At 61.6% G+C, this 19641-nt stretch carries 19 protein-coding genes; 13 read left to right on the top strand and 6 right to left on the bottom strand.

Going from position 1 to position 19641, the window contains the following annotated elements; all coding sequences use genetic code 11:
* The first annotated feature begins 132 nt into the window (after positions 1-132).
* The 8 genes from CAF87_RS13750 to CAF87_RS13715 all read left to right on the top strand — a co-directional run bounded on the left by CAF87_RS13750 (position 133) and on the right by CAF87_RS13715 (position 6707).
* Complete coding sequence (locus tag CAF87_RS13750) at positions 133-1455, top strand: MFS transporter (RefSeq protein ID WP_085731884.1); 1323 nt, start codon at positions 133-135, stop codon at positions 1453-1455.
* A 35-nt stretch (positions 1456-1490) separates the two neighbouring features.
* The gene (gene araD1 / locus CAF87_RS13745; protein WP_085731883.1) at positions 1491-2483 is read left to right on the top strand and encodes an AraD1 family protein; all 993 of its coding nucleotides are present in this window, start codon (positions 1491-1493) and stop codon (positions 2481-2483) included.
* Positions 2484-2492: 9 nt separating this feature from the next.
* A complete protein-coding gene (locus CAF87_RS13740) occupies positions 2493-4073 on the top strand; it encodes an aldehyde dehydrogenase (NADP(+)) (protein WP_085731882.1) in 1581 nt (526 codons plus the stop codon).
* Positions 4074-4169: 96 nt separating this feature from the next.
* Complete coding sequence (locus tag CAF87_RS13735) at positions 4170-4478, top strand: DUF5629 family protein (RefSeq protein ID WP_085711602.1); 309 nt, start codon at positions 4170-4172, stop codon at positions 4476-4478.
* A complete protein-coding gene (locus tag CAF87_RS13730) occupies positions 4475-5650 on the top strand; it encodes a lactonase family protein (protein WP_085731881.1) in 1176 nt (391 codons plus the stop codon). Before CAF87_RS13735 ends, CAF87_RS13730 begins: the two co-directional genes overlap by 4 nt.
* Positions 5651-5806: 156 nt before the next feature.
* The gene (locus CAF87_RS13725) at positions 5807-5986 is read left to right on the top strand and encodes a hypothetical protein (protein WP_011334602.1); all 180 of its coding nucleotides are present in this window, start codon (positions 5807-5809) and stop codon (positions 5984-5986) included.
* A 254-nt stretch (positions 5987-6240) separates the two neighbouring features.
* The gene (locus tag CAF87_RS13720) at positions 6241-6453 is read left to right on the top strand and encodes a hypothetical protein (RefSeq protein ID WP_085731880.1); all 213 of its coding nucleotides are present in this window, start codon (positions 6241-6243) and stop codon (positions 6451-6453) included.
* Entirely contained in the window at positions 6450-6707 is a 258-nt protein-coding gene (locus CAF87_RS13715) for a hypothetical protein (protein ID WP_085731879.1), read from the top strand. Before CAF87_RS13720 ends, CAF87_RS13715 begins: the two co-directional genes overlap by 4 nt.
* 5 nt (positions 6708-6712) lie before the next feature.
* Here CAF87_RS13715 and CAF87_RS13710 read toward each other — a convergent pair whose 3' ends face one another.
* The 5 genes from CAF87_RS13710 to CAF87_RS13690 all read right to left on the bottom strand — a co-directional run bounded on the left by CAF87_RS13710 (position 6713) and on the right by CAF87_RS13690 (position 13367).
* Entirely contained in the window at positions 6713-7297 is a 585-nt protein-coding gene (locus CAF87_RS13710) for a glutathione S-transferase (RefSeq protein WP_085731878.1), read from the bottom strand.
* Positions 7294-10935 (bottom strand): AAA family ATPase, encoded by a 3642-nt coding sequence (locus CAF87_RS13705; protein WP_085731877.1) that lies wholly within the window; start codon positions 10933-10935, stop codon positions 7294-7296. The genes CAF87_RS13710 and CAF87_RS13705 overlap by 4 nt, the downstream gene beginning before the upstream one ends.
* Positions 10932-12176 (bottom strand): exonuclease SbcCD subunit D C-terminal domain-containing protein, encoded by a 1245-nt coding sequence (locus CAF87_RS13700; protein WP_085731876.1) that lies wholly within the window; start codon positions 12174-12176, stop codon positions 10932-10934. The genes CAF87_RS13705 and CAF87_RS13700 overlap by 4 nt, the downstream gene beginning before the upstream one ends.
* A gap of 186 nt (positions 12177-12362) precedes the next feature.
* On the bottom strand, positions 12363-12869 hold the full coding sequence (locus CAF87_RS13695) for a GNAT family N-acetyltransferase (RefSeq protein WP_085731875.1): 507 nt from the start codon (positions 12867-12869) through the stop codon (positions 12363-12365).
* A gap of 90 nt (positions 12870-12959) precedes the next feature.
* Positions 12960-13367 (bottom strand): RidA family protein, encoded by a 408-nt coding sequence (locus CAF87_RS13690; RefSeq protein ID WP_085731874.1) that lies wholly within the window; start codon positions 13365-13367, stop codon positions 12960-12962.
* A 133-nt stretch (positions 13368-13500) separates the two neighbouring features.
* Between CAF87_RS13690 and CAF87_RS13685 the strand changes: the two genes are divergently transcribed.
* Positions 13501-14442, top strand: a complete 942-nt coding sequence (locus CAF87_RS13685; RefSeq protein WP_085731873.1) for a LysR family transcriptional regulator — start codon at positions 13501-13503, stop codon at positions 14440-14442.
* On the opposite strand, the gene CAF87_RS13680 is transcribed toward CAF87_RS13685, so the two are convergent.
* Positions 14405-15265, bottom strand: a complete 861-nt coding sequence (locus CAF87_RS13680) for a LysR substrate-binding domain-containing protein (protein ID WP_085731872.1) — start codon at positions 15263-15265, stop codon at positions 14405-14407. The genes CAF87_RS13685 and CAF87_RS13680 overlap by 38 nt on opposite strands.
* Before the next feature lie 137 nt (positions 15266-15402).
* Here CAF87_RS13680 and CAF87_RS13675 point away from each other — a divergent pair, with 137 nt between their 5' ends.
* Genes CAF87_RS13675 through CAF87_RS13660 form a run of 4 tightly spaced genes read left to right on the top strand, consistent with a single transcriptional unit; the run spans position 15403 to position 19638 of the window.
* Complete coding sequence (locus tag CAF87_RS13675) at positions 15403-16455, top strand: agmatine/peptidylarginine deiminase (protein WP_085731871.1); 1053 nt, start codon at positions 15403-15405, stop codon at positions 16453-16455.
* A gap of 3 nt (positions 16456-16458) precedes the next feature.
* The gene (gene aguB, locus CAF87_RS13670) at positions 16459-17367 is read left to right on the top strand and encodes an N-carbamoylputrescine amidase (protein WP_085731870.1); all 909 of its coding nucleotides are present in this window, start codon (positions 16459-16461) and stop codon (positions 17365-17367) included.
* A 1-nt stretch (position 17368) separates the two neighbouring features.
* Positions 17369-18472 carry an extracellular solute-binding protein gene (locus CAF87_RS13665; RefSeq protein WP_085731869.1) on the top strand — a complete coding sequence of 368 codons (1104 nt, stop codon included), beginning with the start codon at positions 17369-17371 and terminating at the stop codon, positions 18470-18472.
* 47 nt (positions 18473-18519) lie between these two features.
* Positions 18520-19638, top strand: coding sequence for an agmatine/peptidylarginine deiminase (locus CAF87_RS13660; RefSeq protein ID WP_085731868.1), 1119 nt, complete (start codon positions 18520-18522; stop codon positions 19636-19638).
* Positions 19639-19641: the final 3 nt, after the last annotated feature.

Raw genomic sequence — 19641 nt, 5'->3', positions numbered from 1 at the left:
CGACTGTTTGGAAGTGTTGTTGGGTAATTAGTATTACTATATAGTCGTTTTCGACGGAGGGATGGCCCTGGCGGTTTTCCGCGAGAGGCGTCCCCCGAGGTTCCATAAAAACAACAATCGGAGACCGATCCCATGAGCCAGGAACTGCGGCTTGTCCGGCGCATCACGCTGAAACTGATTCCATTCCTGATCCTGCTGTACCTGATTGCCTATGTGGATCGCTCCGCCGTCGGCTTCGCCAAGCTGCACATGGGCGCTGACATCGGCATCGGCGATGCCGCCTACGGCCTCGGGGCCGGGCTGTTTTTCATTGGCTACTTTCTGCTGGAGATCCCCAGCAACCTGATGCTCGAACGCTTCGGTGCGCGGCGCTGGTTCGCGCGGATCATGATCACCTGGGGCGCGATTACCATCGGCATGGCTTTTGTCCAGGGTCCGCACAGTTTCTACGTCATGCGCTTTCTGCTTGGCGCGGCGGAGGCGGGGTTCTTTCCCGGCGTTCTGTACTACATCACCCAATGGTTCCCGGTGCGCCATCGCGGCAAGATCCTCGGGCTGTTCATCCTTTCCCAACCCATCGCGATGATGATCACCGGCCCCGTGTCCGGCGGCCTGCTGGGCATGGACGGCATCCTCGGTCTGCATGGCTGGCAATGGCTGTTCATCGTCATCGGCACCCCGGCGATCCTGCTGACCTGGCCGGTATTGCGCTGGCTGCCGGATGGCCCGCAGCAAGTGAAATGGATGGATCAGGGGGAGAAGGACTGGCTGACCGGCGAGCTGAAAAAGGATCTGCAGGAGTACGGCCAGACCCGCCACGGCAATCCGCTGCATGCGCTCAAGGACAAACGTGTGTTGCTGCTGGCGCTGTTCTATCTGCCGGTGACACTGAGCATCTATGGACTTGGCCTGTGGCTGCCGACTCTGATCAAACAGTTCGGCGGCAGCGATCTGGTGACCGGTTTCGTCTCGTCGGTGCCGTACATCTTCGGCATCGTCGGCCTGCTGATCGTGCCGCGCAGTTCCGACCGCATGAATGATCGCTATGGGCATCTGGCGGTGCTTTATGTGCTGGGCGCCCTCGGCCTGTTCCTCAGTGCCTGGCTGTCCTTGCCGGTGGCGCAACTGGCGGCGTTGTGTCTTGTGGCGTTCGCGCTGTTTTCCTGCACGGCGGTGTTCTGGACTTTGCCGGGGCGGTTCTTTGCCGGTGCCAGTGCGGCGGCGGGCATTGCCTTGATCAACTCGGTTGGCAACCTCGGCGGCTACATCGGCCCGTTCGTGATCGGCGCGTTGAAGGAATACACCGGCAACCTCGCGTCGGGCCTGTACTTCCTGTCCGGGGTGATGGTGTTCGGGCTGATTTTGACGGGCGTCGTCTATCGCTTGCTGGAGCGTAAACACGTATTGCCAGTCGACCAATTTGCAGCGAGTGCACGCGGCGCAACGCGCACCTGATACCGATTCAGCGTTTGATTCAACAGGAGAACATCATGCATCTGGTTCAATTCGAATTGAGTAACGGCGAGCGCCGCGTCGGGGTGGTCGAGGGCGGTCTGGTGCGCGAAGTGCAGGATGCGCGCACGGTTCGTGATCTCGCCCTGGCCGCGATTGAAGCCGGCAGCACCCTCGCGCAGCAAGTGCAGGCCCTCGGCCTCGGCATCAGCCACGACTATGCGCAGTTGCTCAAAGACCTGCGCATCCTCCCGCCGCTGGACCACCCGGATCCCGCGCACCTGCTGGTCAGCGGCACCGGTCTCACGCACCTCGGCAGCGCATCGGCCCGGGACAAGATGCACCAGCAGGCCGGCGACGACGCGGCGATGACCGACACCATGCGCATCTTCAAATGGGGCGTGGAGGGCGGCAAACCGGCGGCGGGGCAGGCCGGGGTGCAACCGGAATGGTTCTATAAGGGTGATGGCGGCATCGTCGTGCGCCCTGGGCAGCCGTTCCCGCTACCGCCGTTTGCCGAAGACGCCGGCGAAGAGCCGGAGATGGCCGGCCTCTATGTTATCGGCCACGACGGCAAGCCGTATCGCCTCGGTTTCGCGGTGGGCAACGAATTCTCCGATCACGTCATGGAGCGCAAGAACTACCTGTACCTGGCTCACTCGAAACTGCGCAGTTGCAGCTACGGCCCGGAACTGCGCGTGGGTGAATTGCCGCAACACCTGGCCGGTACCAGCCGCATCCTGCGCGACGGCGAAGTGCTGTGGCAGAACGAGTTCCTCAGCGGCGAGGCCAACATGTGCCATAGCCTGGCGAACCTCGAATACCACCACTTCAAGTACAGCCAGTTCCTGCGTCCGGGCGACGTGCACATTCACTTTTTCGGCACCGCGACCCTGTCGTTCGCTGACGGCGTTCGCACACAGCCCGGCGACGTGTTCGAGATCAGCCAGGCCGAATTCGGCGCGCCGCTGGTCAACGGCATCGCCCCGGTTGAAGCGGTTTTCCAACCGGACAGCATCGGCACCCTTTAAGGAGATCCCATGACTCAGATTCTCGGTCACAACTACATCGGCGGGCGTCGCAGCGCGGCGGGCAGCGTCAAGTTGCACAGCATCGACGCCACGACGGGTGAACCCTTGCCTCACGATTTCATCCAGGCCACGGACGAGGAAGTGGACGCTGCCGCCAAAGCGGCCGCTTCTGCCTACCCGGCCTATCGCAGCTTGAGCGCCGAACGACGCGCGCAGTTCCTCGATGCAATCGCCGATGAACTGGACGCGCTGGGCGATGATTTTGTCGCGGTGGTCTGCCGTGAGACCGCGCTGCCTGCCGGACGGATTCAGGGTGAGCGTGGCCGCACCAGCGGCCAGATGCGGTTGTTCGCCAAAGTCCTGCGGCGTGGTGATTTCTACGGTGCGCGGATTGATCTGCCGCTGCCGGATCGCCAGCCGCTGCCGCGTCCCGATCTGCGCCAATACCGCATCGGCTTGGGCCCGGTGGCGGTGTTCGGCGCGAGCAACTTTCCGCTGGCATTCTCCACCGCTGGCGGCGACACCGCGTCGGCGCTGGCCGCCGGTTGCCCGGTGGTGTTCAAGGCCCACAGCGGTCACATGGCCACGGCCGAACTCGTGGCCGACGCGGTGATTCGGGCGGCAGAAAAAACCGCGATGCCGGCCGGCGTGTTCAACATGATTTATGGCGGCGGCGTGGGTGAATGGCTGGTCAAGCATCCCGCCATTCAAGCCGTCGGCTTCACCGGTTCGCTGAAGGGTGGACGGGCACTGTGCGACATGGCAGCGGCACGGCCCCAACCGATCCCGGTGTTCGCCGAGATGTCGAGCATCAACCCTGTGATCATCCTGCCTCAGGCCTTGGCCGTTCGTTCGGAATCCGTCGCTCGAGATCTCACTGCATCGGTGGTGCAGGGCTGCGGTCAGTTCTGTACCAACCCGGGATTAGTGATCGGCATTCGCTCGCCGCAGTTCACGACGTTCGTCGAGCAACTCGCCGCGCTGATCGCTGATCAACCGGCGCAAACCATGCTCAATGCCGGGACCCTCGGCAGCTACGGCAAGGGTCTGGAAAAACTCTTGGCGCATGCCGGTATCGAGCATCTGGCCGGCAACCCTCAGTTGGGTAATCAAGCACATCCGCAGTTGTTCAAGGCCAATGCCAGCCTGTTGATCGATGTCGATGAAGTACTTCAAGAGGAAGTGTTCGGCCCGACTACGGTGATCGTCGAAGTGGCGGATCAGGTGCAACTGAGTGCGGCGCTGCACGGTCTGCATGGGCAACTGACGGCGACGATCATTGGCGAACCGGCTGACTTTGCGCAATTCCCGGAGCTGACGCCGTTGCTGGAACAGAAGGTCGGCCGAATTCTGCTTAACGGTTACCCGACCGGCGTCGAGGTGTGTGATTCGATGGTCCACGGCGGACCGTATCCGGCGACGTCCGATGCGCGCGGCACCTCGGTCGGCACCTTGGCCATCGATCGTTTCCTGCGCCCGGTGTGCTTTCAGAACTACCCCGACAACCTGCTGCCGGAACCGTTGAAAAACGCCAACCCGCTGCGGATTCAGCGATTGGTCGACGGCAAGCCTTCACGCGAAGCGCTCTAAGCCGAATCGCCGGGCCTTGTGTGGACAAGGTCCCCTGAGGCCCGGCGGCCACATTGAGCTATCATTGCCACTTTCCCCCTGAAAGACATGATCGACATGACTGCCGTACCAGACACCCTTCTCAACGCCCTCGAACACTGCGGTATGGTCGAAATCGACGGCCTGCACGCCTTCGAATTCGCCCTCGATGAAGACGATAACCTGCATATCGAGTGCATCGATGGCCGAACGGCCAAGCATTGGGAGTTCACACCGGCCCAGGTTGAAGCGGCGACGTTTGACCAGGACCTGCAGAGCTGGTTGATCATCGGTTTTGCCAGCGACACCAAAACTGTCGGCGAACACCGTCTGGTCTGCCTCGGCGATGTGCTCAGCAGCGCCGACGACGAGGATGAAACCGAATGAACATGCGTAAATTCTGGCCGTTGCTGATGGCCGGCAGCGTCGGTGCGATGGGCCTGTCCAGTGCCTCGGCCGAAAGCTTCCAGTTGCTGGTCGGCTCCTACACCGCCGGCACCAGCCAGGGCATCTACCGGATGAGCTTCGACAGCGCCACCGGCCAGATCGCCGCCAAGCCGCTGCAAGTGATCAAGAGCGAAAACCCGTCGTGGCTGACCCTGTCCAAGGACCAGCATCGGTTGTTCGTGGTCAACGAAAACGGTCCGGGCCAGAAAGACCCGGTCGGTCGCGTCAGCAGTTATTCGATCGATCCCAAGACTCACGCCCTGACCCTGATCAATCAGGTCCAGAGCCTGGGCAACGAGCCGACCCATTCGAGCCTCAGCGGCGACGCCAGTCATCTGTTCGTCAGCAACTACTCGGTGGTTGAAGATCCGGGCGGCACCCTCGCGGTGTTGCCGGTGGGCAGCGACGGCAAGCTCAAGCCGGTGGTGCAGATGAGCGCGCACCCGGCGAGCCGGGTCAATCCCGAGCGTCAGGCCTCGAACCACGTGCACTCGACGATTTCCTCGCCGGACGGCCGTTATGTGTTCTCCAATGACCTGGGCGCGGACAAGGTCTTCATCTATCAATTTGATCCGAAGGCCAACCCGGACCTGCCGCTGACCCCGGCAAAAACCGCCTCGGTGCAACTGCCACCGGGCAGCGGGCCGCGTCATCTGTTGTTCAGCGCTGACGGCAAGCATGCCTGGCTGACCATGGAAATGAGCGCGCAAGTCGCGGTGTTCGACTACAAGGACGGCGTGCTGACCCAGACGCAAATGGTTGATCTGGCGGGCGGCCAGCCGACGTCGGACAAAGCCGCTGCGGCGCTGCATGCGTCCGCCGATGGCAAATTCCTCTACGTCAGCAACCGTGGCACCGCCAATCAGCTGCTGGTATTTGCCATCGACCCGGCCAACGGCCAGCTCAAGGAACTGCAGCGACGTTCGGTGGAAGGCGATCACCCGCGTGAATTCAGCCTCGATCCGAGCGGCAAATTTCTGCTGATCGCCAACCAGAAGAGCAACCAGATTGTCGTGGTCGAGCGCGACGGCAAGACCGGTCTGCTGGGCAAAACCGTGCAGAAACTGCCGATGGATGCCCCGAGCGACCTCAAGTTTATCGTGCGTCAATAAGCCGCAGGCCCCGGTCTACGGGGCCTGACGCTTTGTATTAATCCTGCTGATAACAGGTAATGGTACAAAGCATTTCAAGCGAGCAACCCTCGAGCGTTAAGTTTGCTTCACGGCCCAACCGGGCAAGCAAGCCAACCGAACACGAGGGTTACCGCCATGAACTTCAATCTCTTCTCGATCATCGCCGCTTCCGCCATCTCCGCCACCGTGGCTCTGCCAGCCAGCGCCAACGTTGAAATCAGCGACAAAAAATCCCACACCCAGAGCTACACCCAGAAATACCTGCAACAGAGCGCCAACTTCTACGCCGCGCTGGATCACAAAGCCCAACACTGAAATTTCCGTCACGCCCTGGAACTGCCCAAGGCTGCGATCCTTTGATCTTGTTTATCAAAAGCAAAATCAAAAGATCGCAGCCTTGGGCAGTTTTTTGCGCGTGTATTGTCAGGCGATAGACATTTTCAAACGCCGAGATAGACCGGCTAAATAATCAACGAAGCTGATGGTTACTATGGTAAACGCTGAGTGGTTACCCCGGCTTTTTTGATTGAATCTGTGGGCGTCGAAACATTGTCCACGGAGCACACATCATGGCCAGTTCAATCATCACTTCCGCCAAACGCGGCGCCTACCTGGCCATCGGTCTGTACCTGGTCATGGTGCTGTTCGTCAGCCTCTCGTCGCAGTCGCAACACACATTCGAAGCGCCGATCCAGGTCGCGCATCCCGCCGTCCAGTTCGAACTCCGCTCGCAAAACGCAGCGGTAGATTCAGTTGAACTCGCGGGAGCCGTCGGAGCATGAAAGGCTACAGATTCTGGGTCATCGCCGGTCTGGCGATCATGACCAATGGCGCGTCCCTGTTGGGATTCGGCCAGGGCTCGGTCGGCGGGCTGGCCCGGGCCATAGAGGCCAATCACACCATCGCCCACAACATCGAACGGGCCAATGCGCTAGGGCTGCTGGCCGGCAATCCACCGGTGAAAACCGAAGCGAGTTTTTTCGGACCGTTCCAAGTGGATTGCTCGGCCATCGGCATGTGCCAGGTGCTGGCGTAAGGCGCTTACTTTTTCATGATGGCGGTAAACAGGTCCGACTCAAGAAAGCGCTGTAGCCAAGCCTGCAATCGCTCATAAGGCGTCGTCGCAAACCAGTCGCGATCGACATGGGCAAACTGGCGTACGAAGGGCAGCAGCGCGATATCGGCCAGGCAAGGATGATCGGTCAGCAAGTAGTCGCGGTTCTCGAGTAACTCATTGAGCTTCTGCAGGAACAGCGCACCTTCCGCGCGATAGACCTCCATCGGCTGTTCCGGATAACGTTCGGCGTACTTGTAGCGATTCAGGTGCACCTTGAACACTTGATCGTTGGCTTCGATCAACTCGGCAATCCTGGAGTCGCCACCGAGTAGCCAGTCATCCCGATCGTTCTTCGCCAGCGCCCAACGCATGATCTCCAGGCTCTCATCGATCACCTGGCCATCCGCATCCAGCACCGGCACCGTGCCCTTGGGCGAGATCGCCAGCATCTCGGCCGGTTTGGCCTTGAGGCTGACTTCAACGATCTCTACCGGCACGCCCGAATAGCGCAGGGCCATCCGCGCGCGCATCGCGTACGGGCAGCGGCGGAACGAATACAGCGTGTTCATTTCACCTCCAGTGTGCTCAAACCATTGCCCTGGCGCTGTACCTGAATCTGTACCGGAATCCGCTCGTGCATTTCCTGCACGTGGGAAATTACCGCGACTTTGCGACCCTGAGCCTGCAAACCGTCGAGGGCGTCCATGGCCAGTTGCAGGGACTCCGGATCGAGGCTGCCAAAGCCTTCGTCGATGAACAGCGATTCAATCTTCAGCGTGCTCGATGCCATCGATGCCAGACCCAATGCAAGGGCCAGCGACACCAGGAAGGTCTCGCCGCCGGACAGCGAATGCACCGAGCGCAGTTCATCGCCCATCTCGGTGTCCATCACCAGCAGGCCGAGCATGCTGCCGCCCCGCTTGAGGCGATAGCGTTTGACCAGTTGGCGCAGTTGCGCGTTGGCGTGATGCACCAGCAGGTCGAGGTTGTAGGCCTGGGCGATCTTGCGGAAGGTGTCGCCGGTGGCCGAACCGATCAAGGCATTGAGGCGCGCCCAGCGCTGATACTCGGCATAGGCGTCGGCGATCTGCTGCGCCAGTGCGGCGTTGGCGTTCTGCCGACGCTGATCTTCGACTTGCTCGGCACGCAGTTCGGCACAGAGCTGTTCACTGACGCCGCACTGGTTCTGCAGGTCGGCGAGGGCAGTGACAAGTTGCTCGGCTTCGAGGTCGCCGTTGTGTTGTGCCTGATGTTCAAGCAACTGGCGATCGCGCTCCTGCAACAGCACTTTGGCGTGTTCCAGGGCCTTATCGTTGCGCTGCAAACGCTCGCGCAGCTCGCCGACCTGCGCGTCGTCGACCCGCAACAGATCTTCGAGACCGCCGTCATCCAGTTCCGGGTGACGAGCGCGCCAGTCGGCAATTTTGCCGGCCAGATCGCGATCTTCGGTTTCCAGCGCCTGCAAACGCTCCTGCTGCGCTTTGAGTTCGGCGGCGATTTGCACAAGCTGCGTGCGTACGGCTTGCAGCGCCTGAGTCGTGGTGGATTCGGCGTTGCGCGCCTGTTCCACAGCCTGCTCCAGCTGCTGCTGCCAGTGTTCGGCGCAGTTGTGAGCGCCCAGCAATTGCGCCAGTTTCTCCTGGCTGGCCTGTTGCTGAGCGGTCAGTGCGTTGAGCTGCTGTTCAGCGTTTTGCAGTTGCTGCACGCGGCTTTGCTGGCGATCCTGTTCCTTCTCAAGCGTCTGCTGGCGTTGTTGCTGTTCGGCCAGTTCGTCTTTTTGCTGATCAACTTGCGCCAGACGCTCGGCGATCTGCCGGTCAAGCTGCATGAAGGTCGCGGCCGGTTCGGCGCGCAGGGCTTCGTGCGTCTCGGAGGGCAGCAGTGTGGCGAAGGCTGCGAGCTCTTCGTCCAGACGTTGACGGTCGGCGTTCAGCTCGCGTTGCTGATTGCTCAGATGCTGGGCCGCTTGCTGGTGAGCGGTTTCGGCTTGACGAAATTGCTGGGTCAGGCGCGCCGCGTCCTGTTGCAGCGTGAGCAGGGCGGTCTGGCGCTGTTCGTCCTGGGTGATGCTCTGGTTCAGTTGATCGTTCTGGCGCGTCAGCCAGGCCGCGCGCTTGTCGCTGTCCTGATTCAATAATTGCGCAGCCAGCGGATGAGACTCGATGCTCAGCGTCAGTGCTTGCTGTTGTGCCGCCAGTTGTTCCTGCTGTTGCAGCAACTCTTTCTGTTGGGCAATCACGCCACCGACGCTGGTACGCAGTTCGGTGAGTTTTTCCTTCAGTTGATCGACCGCTTGCTGCGCGCTGGCCTGCTCGCTTTCATCGTGACGGCCGAGGCTTTGCAGAAGAGCTTCCGGCTGGTGATATGGATGTTCGTTGCTGCCGCAGACCGGGCACGGCTGGTCGTCCTGCAACTGCGCACGCAGCTCTTCGACGCTGGCACTGCGGGCCAGACGCTGACGTTCGAGCAGTTCACGGGTGACGTTGAAGGTCTGTTCGGCGACGATCAGTTCAGATTTGGTTTTCACCCCGTCCTGGGTCCGGCGCTCGCGCTCCTGTTGCGCATCGAGCTGACGCTGTTGCAACTCGGCACTGCGCTTGTCCAGGTCCTGCTGACTGGCCCACAGGCGCGCCAGGTCTTCTACCGCGCGCAGTTGTTTGCGGTTGTCCTGTAGCAGGGTGCCGAGGATGCCGATCTGCTCGGCGACGGCGTCCGGCTCCGCGCCAGCCTCCTTGAACAGCACTTCCAGCTGCTGCTTTTGTGTGGCGAGTTCTTCGGTTGCTCGGGCGGCGTTCTGTTGGAGATTCGCCAGTTCGCTCTCGCCCTTGTTCAACCGGTTGCCGATCAGCATCAGTTGCTGCAAGCGGTCGCGGTAGGCATTCCAGGCTTCGCTCAACGGTGCCAATTGAGCGCTCTGCTCAAGATCGGCGGCAATGCGCTGCAAGCGTTCGGCGACCTGTTTCTGCTGATCGAGCAAGGTCTGGATTGTGCTCTGGCCCTGGGTGCAGGCTTGTTCGGCGGATTGCTTCGCTTCGGTGCCGGACGCGACATCCTTGGCGAGGCGGGCGAGGGTGCTTTGCTCTTCGAAGGCCTGACGCAACAGCGGTGCGCTTTCGCTTTGCTGCGCTTGCGCCTGGGTCAGGGCGATCTGCGCTGCGGCGAGATCCTGTTCCAGTCGCGTCTGGCGCTCAGCCAGTTCGCCTTGCTGTTGGGTGTGCGCGTGGATCTGCGCAGCGAGTGGCGTCAGCTGTGCATCCAGTTCGGTTTTACGGGCGAACTGGTGCCGTTGCGGGGCGAGCTGTTCCAGGCGGGTGAGCTTCAGACGCTCACCGGCCAGCGACTCTCGCTCGTGCTCGGCGCTGCGCAGCTGTTCGGCGGCGGCTTGTTGCGAGTCTTGCAGTCGCAGCAGTTCCTTGAGCCAGTCGTGCTGTTGCTCGATCTGTTTGAGCTGCGCCTGCTGCAACTTCAATTGCTGCTGGGCAGCGTTGAAGCGTTCGTCGAGTTCGGCACGGGCCTCGGGCGGCAGCGGGGTCACGCCGGTAGCCTGATCCTGCAGCTGCTTGTGGGCTTCGCGAGCCTCTTTGGTCTTGTCGAACGCGCGGCGGCCGAGGCGGGTGTAGAGCGCCGTGTCGGTGAGTTTTTCCAGCAGTTCGCTGCGGTCGTTGTCATCGGCCTTGAGGAACGCACTGAACTCACTCTGGGCCAGCAGCACGGCGCGGGTGAACTGTTCGAAGTTCAGGCCCAGCGCGGCTTCGAGCTGAACCTTGTACTCGCCTTTCTGGCTGGCGAGCAGTTGATCCTGATCGATGTCGCGCAGGCTCTGGCGGCTGGCCTGCAACTTGCCGCCAGCCTTTTCCCGGGCGCGGTTGGCTTCCCAGCGAGCGCGATAGCGGCGGCCATCGACACCGACAAAATCCACTTCGGCAAACCCTTCGCCTGTACCACGACGCAGCAGGGTACGCGGGTCGCCGGTGGCGATTTCGCCGTCGGCGTCCGGCACCTTGGCGTCACGCCCGGTGTTGTTCAGACGCGGCACAGCGCCGAACAGCGCCAGGCACAAGGCATCGAGCAAGGTACTTTTGCCGGCGCCGGTGGGGCCGGTGATGGCGAACAGACCGGCGCTGGCCAGCGGTTCGGCGGTGAAGTCGATCTCGAACGGACCGGCCAGCGAAGCAAGGTTCTTCAAACGAATGGCGAGAATCTTCATGGCTGCTCGCCCTCCATTTGTACGTCCTGCAGCAGCGTGGCGAAGTCCTTGAGGGTCTGCTCGTCGACCTCGTTGCCATAATTGTCGAGCCAGGCGCGGCGGAACAATTCCTGCGGCGTGAGTTGGTCCAGCTCGATCAGAGCGCCGCCGTCGTCGACGCCGTCAGCGCCACGGTTGCCGGCATATTCGGCGGCGATCCGCACCAGTCGCACAGCCTTGCCTTGCAGGGCACTTTCGACCTGATGACGCAGATCCGGTTGTGGCTCGTCGAGGGTCACGCGCACTTCCAGCCACGGCTGGCGCTGGGTTTCGGCCAGCAGGTCGATGTTCGGCAGGTCGGCCAGTTGCAGCAGGATTTCCGCCAGCGGCGCAGGACCGAGGCGTTGCAGATTGACGGAGCGGGGGATCAGCATTGGCTCGACGCTGACCAGGGTTTCGCCGTCCAGAACGACGTCGAGCACCTGATGCTGATAACTGATTTCGGAAAACGACAACGGGATCGGCGAGCCGCTGTAGCGAATCCGTTCTTCGCCATTGACCTTCTGCGGCTTGTGCAAATGGCCGAGGGCGACGTAGCTGATGCTCGGCCCGAACAGACTGGCAGGCAGGGCTTCGGCGTTGCCGATGATCAGGCTGCGTTCGGAGTCTTCCGATACCGACCCACCGGCCATGTGTGCATGGCTGATGGCGACCAGTGCCTGACCCGGCTGGCGCTTGGCGTTGGCCGCTTCGATCAGCCATTCATGCACCTGGCCAATGCCGCGCAGATAGTTGTCACCCAGATGCGCGCCAGTCACCTCGGCAGGCCGCAGAAACGGCAGCGCCAGGCACCACGCGGCGATCTCGCCGGACGCATCCGGCAGCGGCAACAACAGACGTTCCGAATCGAGCTGGCCGTCATCCAGCCACAACACCCGGCCCAACGCATGGGTGCGCAAACGCCGCATCAACGGTGCGGGCAGTTCGATCCGCGAGCCGGAGTCGTGGTTGCCGGCGATCATCACGATAGTCAGCAACGGCTGCTGCTCGTGGGCGCTGACGATGAAATCGTAAAGGCGTTCCTGGGCTTTGACCGGTGGATTGACCGTGTCGAAGATGTCACCGGCAATCAGCAGCACGTCCGGCTGCGCCAGCTTCATTTGACGCAACAGCCACTCGAGAAAACAGGCGTGCTCGAAATCGCGCTCCTGCCCGTGCAGGTTTTGCCCAAGGTGCCAGTCGGAGGTGTGAAACAGACGCAAGGCTGACTCCGCAATATAAAGAGGTGATGGCCGCCTGGATGAGAGGGCGGTGAAAGAGGGGAGAGTTTACAGATTATTGCGACGGGCAGGCTTGTCCGGAAGGTGGAGGCCGCGATCTTAAAAGGGGACAGATTTATTTGATTTAATAAATCTGTCCCCTTTTGGTTCTTTTGGTTCTTTTGGTTTTTATGCAGTAGCGTCGAAAGCCTCGTGATACTTGACGGTACCCACCGGCAACTCGCCGTCAAACGACAACGCCTGAAAGTACTCCTCCGGAATCCCTGGCAGTTCCAGGCCTGCATGGGCCTTGAAGCCGAAGCGGCCGTAGTAGCCCGGATCGCCAAGCACCACGCAACCAACACCACCGATACGCTGCAACTCCGCCAGCGAGGCTTTCATCAGTGCCGAGCCGATGCCTTGCTGCTGGCGGGTCGGGCACACGGAGATCGGGCCGAGGCCGTACCAGTCCTGTGTTCCGGAGGAAATCGTGACCGGTGAAATGGCGACATGGCCGACCACCGTGTCGTTCTCCACCGCCACCATTGAAACGCTGAGCTGACCGGCGCGGCGCAACGCGTTGACGATGAATTGTTCGGTGTGGCTGGAGTGTTCTTCGTGCTGGAACGCGGCCTCGGTGATTCGGGCGATGGCACTGATGTCTTCAGGGCGTTCGTTGCGGATCGTAACGTTCATGCTTACTCGTTCTCGGGAGTTCGGGGAAAAGTCTGGCGGATTACGCTCCCGAGTGTGTTGCAAAAGTGTGAGCGCTCCCTGCGCACCGACTTACGCCTCCGGCACTTTGGCAATCACCTTGATCTCGAATTGAAACCCGTAAAGCCACGTCACGCCGACCGCCGTAATGGTCGGATACGGCGCCTCGCCCCAGAACTCGGGCACCACTTCCCAGATGGTTTCGAAGGTCGATTGCGGGTCGACAATGAACACGGTCACGTCCACCACGTCATCGAAGCTGCCACCGGCTGCGCCGAGAATCGAATTCAGGTTGGTGAAAGCCAGTCGCACCTGCTGCTTCAGATCCTGCTCGGGCGAGCCGTCCTCAAGACTGCCGACTTGCCCTGAGACGAACAGAAAACCGTTGGAGCGAACCGCCGGCGAATAGCGATTGCGCTCGTAGAGGGCATGGCGTCCGGGCGGGAAAACCACGTCGCGTTTTGGCTGGGCATGGGGCATGGGGTGTCTCCTTCAATGGTTTGAAACCTGTGATGGAGAAACTCTAGGGACTTGCGTCGACGCGATAAACGCGCAACCTTGGCGATCACTGTTTGCAAATTCCAAACAATCGAGCCGCCATTAGAGGTTGAATATGGACCGCTTTGACGCGATGCAGGCCTTCGCACGGGTGGTGGAGGCGGGCAGTTTCACCAAGGCTGCCGAGACCCTGCACATGAGCAAGACCACCGTGACCCAGCTCATTCAGCAACTGGAGGCACGCCTGCGGGTCAAGTTGCTCAATCGCACCACGCGCAAGGTCAACGCCACGGCGGACGGCGCGGCTTACTACGAGCGGGTGATCAAGCTGCTGGCGGACATGGACGATGCCGAAACCAGTCTTCCTGGCGCGGCGGCGCAGCCCAAGGGTCGCTTGCGGGTCGATGTGCCGAGCCCTCTGGCCAATCTGATTCTGGTGCCGGCGCTGCCCGAGTTTTGTGCGCGTTACCCGGAAATCCAGATCGACATGGGCGTCAGCGACCGGATCGTCGACATCATTGATGAAAACGTTGACTGCGTGGTGCGTGGCGGGGAGCTACGGGATCAGTCGCTGATGGCCCGGAAGGTGGCGGATCTTCAACTTGGCGTGTACGCCGCGCCGAGTTACCTGGCCCGCGCCGGCACCCCGGCGCATCCCCGGGAGCTGGAAGACAGCCATCACCGGGTGGTCGGTTTCCTCTGGGCACGCACCGGCAAACCGGTGCCGTATGCCCTGCACAACGAACACGAAGATCTGCAGATCAAGGGCCGCCACGTGCTGGCCGTCGATGACGGCAATGCCTACCTGTCGGCGGGCCTCGCGGGGCTGGGCGTGTTGTGGTTGCCCAAGTACATGTCCAGGGCCCACGAGGCCAGCGGTGATCTGGTGCCGCTGTTCGAAGACTGGCGCCTCGATCCGATGCCGCTCTACGTTGCCTACCCGCCGAACCGCCACATCAGCCGCAAGCTGCGGGTGTTCATCGACTGGATCGCCGAGGTGATGGCCCGCCACGCTCCGGTTATTGATCGCTCAGGTTCGCCAGCAACCACTCGGTGAAACTGCGGGCCATCGGATCGCCTTCGCTGTCGCGGTGAGTCAGCAGCGCCCAGTTCGGGCCGCGAATAGTGTCGTCCACCAAGGGCTGCAACAGCCCGTCGGCCCGGGCCTTGCGACTGAGCAACTGGCTGACCAGCGCAATGCCGAGCCCACCGCAGGCAGCGTCCAGCAACAGGCCTGGATCAGAGAAGTTCAGGCCCTGATCCTGCTGGCCGACGTCGATCCCGGACTCCACCGCCCAATGGCTCCAGTCCATTTCCCGCTCGCCGTGCAGCGTCGTCCGCTGTGCGCTCGGCATGCTCAGCAGGCTCGGATGGCACGCCGGATAAAGTCGATCAGCGTGCAGCACTTTGAAGCTGCATTCGGCCTGAGAACTGATGTCGTCGCGCACCGCCAGATCGATGGTCTGGGTCGCCATGTCCGGCACTTCATCGGTGCTGAAAATCCACAGATCCACATTCGGATGATGACGGCGGAAATCCCCCAGCCGTGGCAATAACCAATGCCGGGCAAACGCCGGCGTGGTGTTGAGCACCAGTTGATTGGGTTTCTGGTACTGCCCCAACCGCCGAATGCCAACCGACAGTTGCTGCAACATCGCCTGAGTCGTGCTGAGCAGATCGTGGCCGGCGTCGGTCAGCGCCACGCTGCGCCCGCTGCGGAAAAACAGCGGCTGCTCCAGGTACGCCTCAAGGCTGCGGATCTGCTGGCTGATGGCCGACTGCGTGAGGCTCAGTTCCTCGGCGGCTTTGTGAAAACTGCCCAGCCTTGCGGCGGCTTCGAAGCCGCGCAACGAGCTGAGGGGCGGCCAGTGTTTCAGCATGATCGATAAGTTCCTCTAATCAGTTTTCCGCTAAATCCATCGTTTGTTTGCCCGTCAGGCCGCCATTAGCATGCACGTCAACGCCGCCAAGGCTGTTTTCATTGAACACAATGGCTTAACTCAAAGGGCTTTTTACCATGCAGCAGAACAAAAACAACAACAGCGGTTGGATGATGCCGGCAGAGTGGGTGACGCATGCGGCGACCTGGATGGTCTGGCCACACAATCAGGCCCTGTGGGAGTCGGGCTGGGGCGTCACGTTGCCGTTGGTGCAGGAAAATTTCGCCCGCGTCGCCAACGTCATCGCCCGGTTCGAACCGGTGAAAATGGTTGTCGATCCGTTGGCCATCGCCAGCGCCAAAGCCTTGTGCGGGCCGAACATCGAATTGATTCCGCTGGCGGTCAACGACAGCTGGTGCCGCGACTCCGGCCCGAGCTTCGTCGTTCATCCAGAGCAAGGTCTGGCCGGTGTGAGCTGGCGCTTCAATGCCTGGGGCGGCAAGTCGGCCCATGATCTGGACGAAAGCCTGGCCCGCCGCGTACTCAATCATTTGGGTGGCGAGTGCTTCGGCACAGCGCTGAGCAATGAGGGCGGCGCGATTCACGTGGACGGCGAAGGCACGCTGATCACCACCGAATCGGTGCTGCTCAACCCGAACCGTAACCCCGGCGTGAGCAAGGCCGAGATGGAAGATATCTTCAGTCGTTTGCTCGGCGTGAAGAAAACCATCTGGCTGCCGGGGGATCCGGACTACGTCACCGGCGACATGACCGACGGTCACGTCGATGGCGTCTGCGCCTTCGCCCGTCCGGGCGTGTTGCTGGTGGATGCCACTCATGATCGCAGCTCGGTGTACGCCGAAGTGGTGCGGGAAAACCGCCGCGCACTGGAACTGGCCACCGACGCCCAGGGCCGCAAGTTCGAGCTGATCGAGCTGTACGAAGCCACCGATGCCGTGGACACCGAAGCCGAAGTGTTCTGCGCCTCGTACACCAATTTCTACATCGCCAACGGCGCGATCATCATGCCGGCGTACGGCATCGAGGCCGACCATGTCGCGGCAGAAACCCTGGCCAAGGCGTTCCCTGGCCGCGAAGTGGTGCCGGTGCGGATCAATCATCTGGCCCATGGCGGCGGCGGTGTGCACTGCATCACCCAACAGCAGCCTGCCTGTCCGGTGGAGGGGTGATCGATGACGATGCTCAAAGTCGCCACCATCCAGATGCCGTGCACCTGGGACCTGAAAAGCAACCTCGACCGCGCCGAGCAATTGGTGCGTGAAGCAGCAGCGCAGGGTGCGCAAGTGATCCTGTTGCAGGAATTGTTCGCCACGCCGTATTTCTGCATCGAGCAGAGTCACCATCACATGGCGCTGGCCGAGGAGTACCGCGACAGTCAGGTGCTGTCGCGCTTCGCCGCGCTGGCCCGGGAACTTGGCGTGGTGCTGCCGCTGAGCTGGTACGAGAAGGCCGGCAATGCCTACTTCAATTCCCTGAGCGTGGCCGATGCCGACGGGCGGCTGTTGGGCGTGTACCGCAAGACCCACATCCCCAACGCCATCGGCTATCAGGAGAAGGAATATTTCAGTCCCGGCGACACCAGCTTCAAGGTCTGGGACACCGCGTTCGGTCGCCTCGGCGTTGGCATCTGCTGGGATCAGTGGTTCCCGGAAACCGCTCGCTGTCTGGCGTTGATGGGCGCTGAGGTGCTGCTTTTCCCGACCGCCATCGGCTCGGAACCGGGCTGCGCGAATCTGGATTCGCGGGACCACTGGCAGATGACCATGCGCGGCCACGCCGCTGCCAACCTGCTGCCGGTGATCGCCTCCAACCGCGTTGGCCGCGAAGTGGCCGGCACCAATGCGACGCTGCAAATGAATTTCTACGGCTCGTCGTTCATCTGCAACCACAAGGGAAAAATGCTCGCCGAAGCCGATCGCGCCAGCACCGGCGTATTGGTGCAAAGCCTGGATCTGGCAGCCATGCGTGAAGAGCGCCTGAGCTGGGGCATCTACCGCGACCGTCGCCCGGAAATGTACGGCGCGTTGTTGAGTCAGGACGGCCGTCACCTTCACGCCCGCTGGAATCCTCAAGGAGTCTGATATGCCTACTTCACACAAGTGGTTGCTGGGCGCTCTGGGCCTGGCGCTGACCGGTTTGATGCCCGCCGTACACGCTGAAGACAAGACCTTGCGCCTGTACAACTGGGCGGACTATTTCGCTGAAGACACGCTCACAAAGTTCACCGCCGAAACCGGGGTCAAGGTGATCTACGACGTGATGGACGGCAGCGAAACCCTGGAGGCCAAGATGCTCTCCGGCGGCAGCGGCTACGACCTGATCTTCCCCGGTGACACCGTGGCTGAACGCCTGATGCGCGCCGGCAGCCTGTTGCCACTGGATGCTTCGAAGATCACGGCGATGAACGACATCGAACCGGGCCTGCAAAAACTGCGCAGCCATTACGAGCATTCGAACAAGGCCACCGTGCCGTATACCTGGGGCACTATCGGCCTGACCTACAACGCCGAGCAGATCAAGCAGCGCATGGCCGATGCGCCGGTCAACAGCCTCGACATGCTGTTCAAGCCGGAGCTGGCGGCGAAGTTCGCCGATTGCGGGATTTCGATGATCGACTCGCCGGACGAAGTGCTGGCCGTGGTGCTCAATTATCTCGGTCGTGATCCGCGCAGCGCCAAGCCTGCGGATCTGGCGGCGGCCAGTGACTTGCTGATGAAGCTGCGGCCGTACATCCGCAAGTTCCAGTCGCAACCGGTGACCGATCTGGTCAACGGCAACCTGTGCCTGTCCCTCGGCTACAGCGGCGACATGACCCAGGCCCAGCGCACCTCGGACAGCGCCGGCAAGCAGACCCGCTTCCAGTACCGCGTGCCCCGTGAGGGCACCACGGTGTGGATGGACACCATGGCCATTCCGGTGGATGCCAAACACCCGGAATATGCCTATGCGTTCATCAATTTCGTGATGCGCCCGGAGAACATGGCCGCGATCAGCAATTTCACCGGCTACCCGACCTCCAATGCCAAGGCCCGGCCAAACGTGGATGAGGCGATGCGCAACAACCCGGACATCTACCTCGACGATGCGACCTATGCTCGTCTGATACCGGGCAAGGATATTCCCCAGGCTGACATGCGCGCCCGCATGCGCACCTGGACCAAGTTCAAGACCGCCACTGCAAAGTGATTTTTCCGGGCCACTTCGGTGGCCCCTTCCACATCAGGAACGTACACATGCCGACTCGTCGCGAGTTCATCAAACAGGTTTCAGTCGCCGCCGGCGTAGGCGCTGCCGTCATGGGCCTCGACCTGTCCCCGGCGCGCGTGCTGGCGGCCAGCGAAGGTCGCTGGTTCATGCCCGACGAGGGCGACAAGCACGAACGCGCCTACATGGCCTTCGGCGCGCAGGACGCGATCTGGGAAGACTTCACCGAAGACGTCCAGGAAGCGCTGGGCCGGATCGCCCGTGCCATCGCTCGTTACGAACCGCTGATCATCTACTGCCGCAGCAGCGAACGCAGCCTGGCGGAAGAAATTTGCGGCACGTCCAACATCACCTACCAGATCGCCAACCTCGACGACATCTGGATGCGTGACATCAGCGCCAATTTTGTCATCGACGACAAGAACGGCCTGGGCGCGGTGGATTTCAACTTCAGCGGCTGGGGCAACAAGCAGCAGCACTCGAAGGACGCGAAGATCGCCAAACGCGTGGCGCAAGACGCGCAAGCGACCTACGTCCGCAGCGAACTGGTGGGCGAGGGCGGGGGCATTGAAGTCGACGGCCACGGCACCGCGATCATGACCGAAAGCTGCTGGGTCAATGAAAACCGCAACCCCGGCTGGAGCAAGGCTGATGTCGAGGCGGAACTGAAAGCGCGCCTCGGTTTGCGCAAGATCATCTGGCTGCCGGGCATCAAGGGCAAGGACATCACCGATGCCCACGTTGATTTCTACGCGCGCTTCGTCACGCCCGGCGTGGTGATCGCCAACCTCGACACCGACCCGAAATCCTACGACAACAAGGTCACGCTGGCGCATCTGGAAATCCTGAAAAAGGCCACCGACGCCGAAGGTCGCCCGTTGCAGATCCACACCGTTTCGCCACCGTTGAAGCCGCGCAAGACCAAGTTCAACAAGGACAATGACGATTTTGCGGCCGGCTACATCAACTATTTCGTGATCAACGGCGCGGTGATCGCCCCGGAGTTTGGCGACAAGGACGCCGACAAGAAAGCCTTCGACCTGCTGAAAAGGCTCTACCCGAACCGCGACGTGGTGCAGATCAACATCGACGCCATCGCGGCCGGCGGAGGCGGCATTCACTGCGTGACCAGTCACCAGCCGGCGTGAGGC

The organism is Pseudomonas sp. R38(2017), assembly GCF_002112395.1.
GTDB lineage: Bacteria > Pseudomonadota > Gammaproteobacteria > Pseudomonadales > Pseudomonadaceae > Aquipseudomonas.
This window is presented reverse-complemented; position numbering and strand designations above follow the sequence as displayed.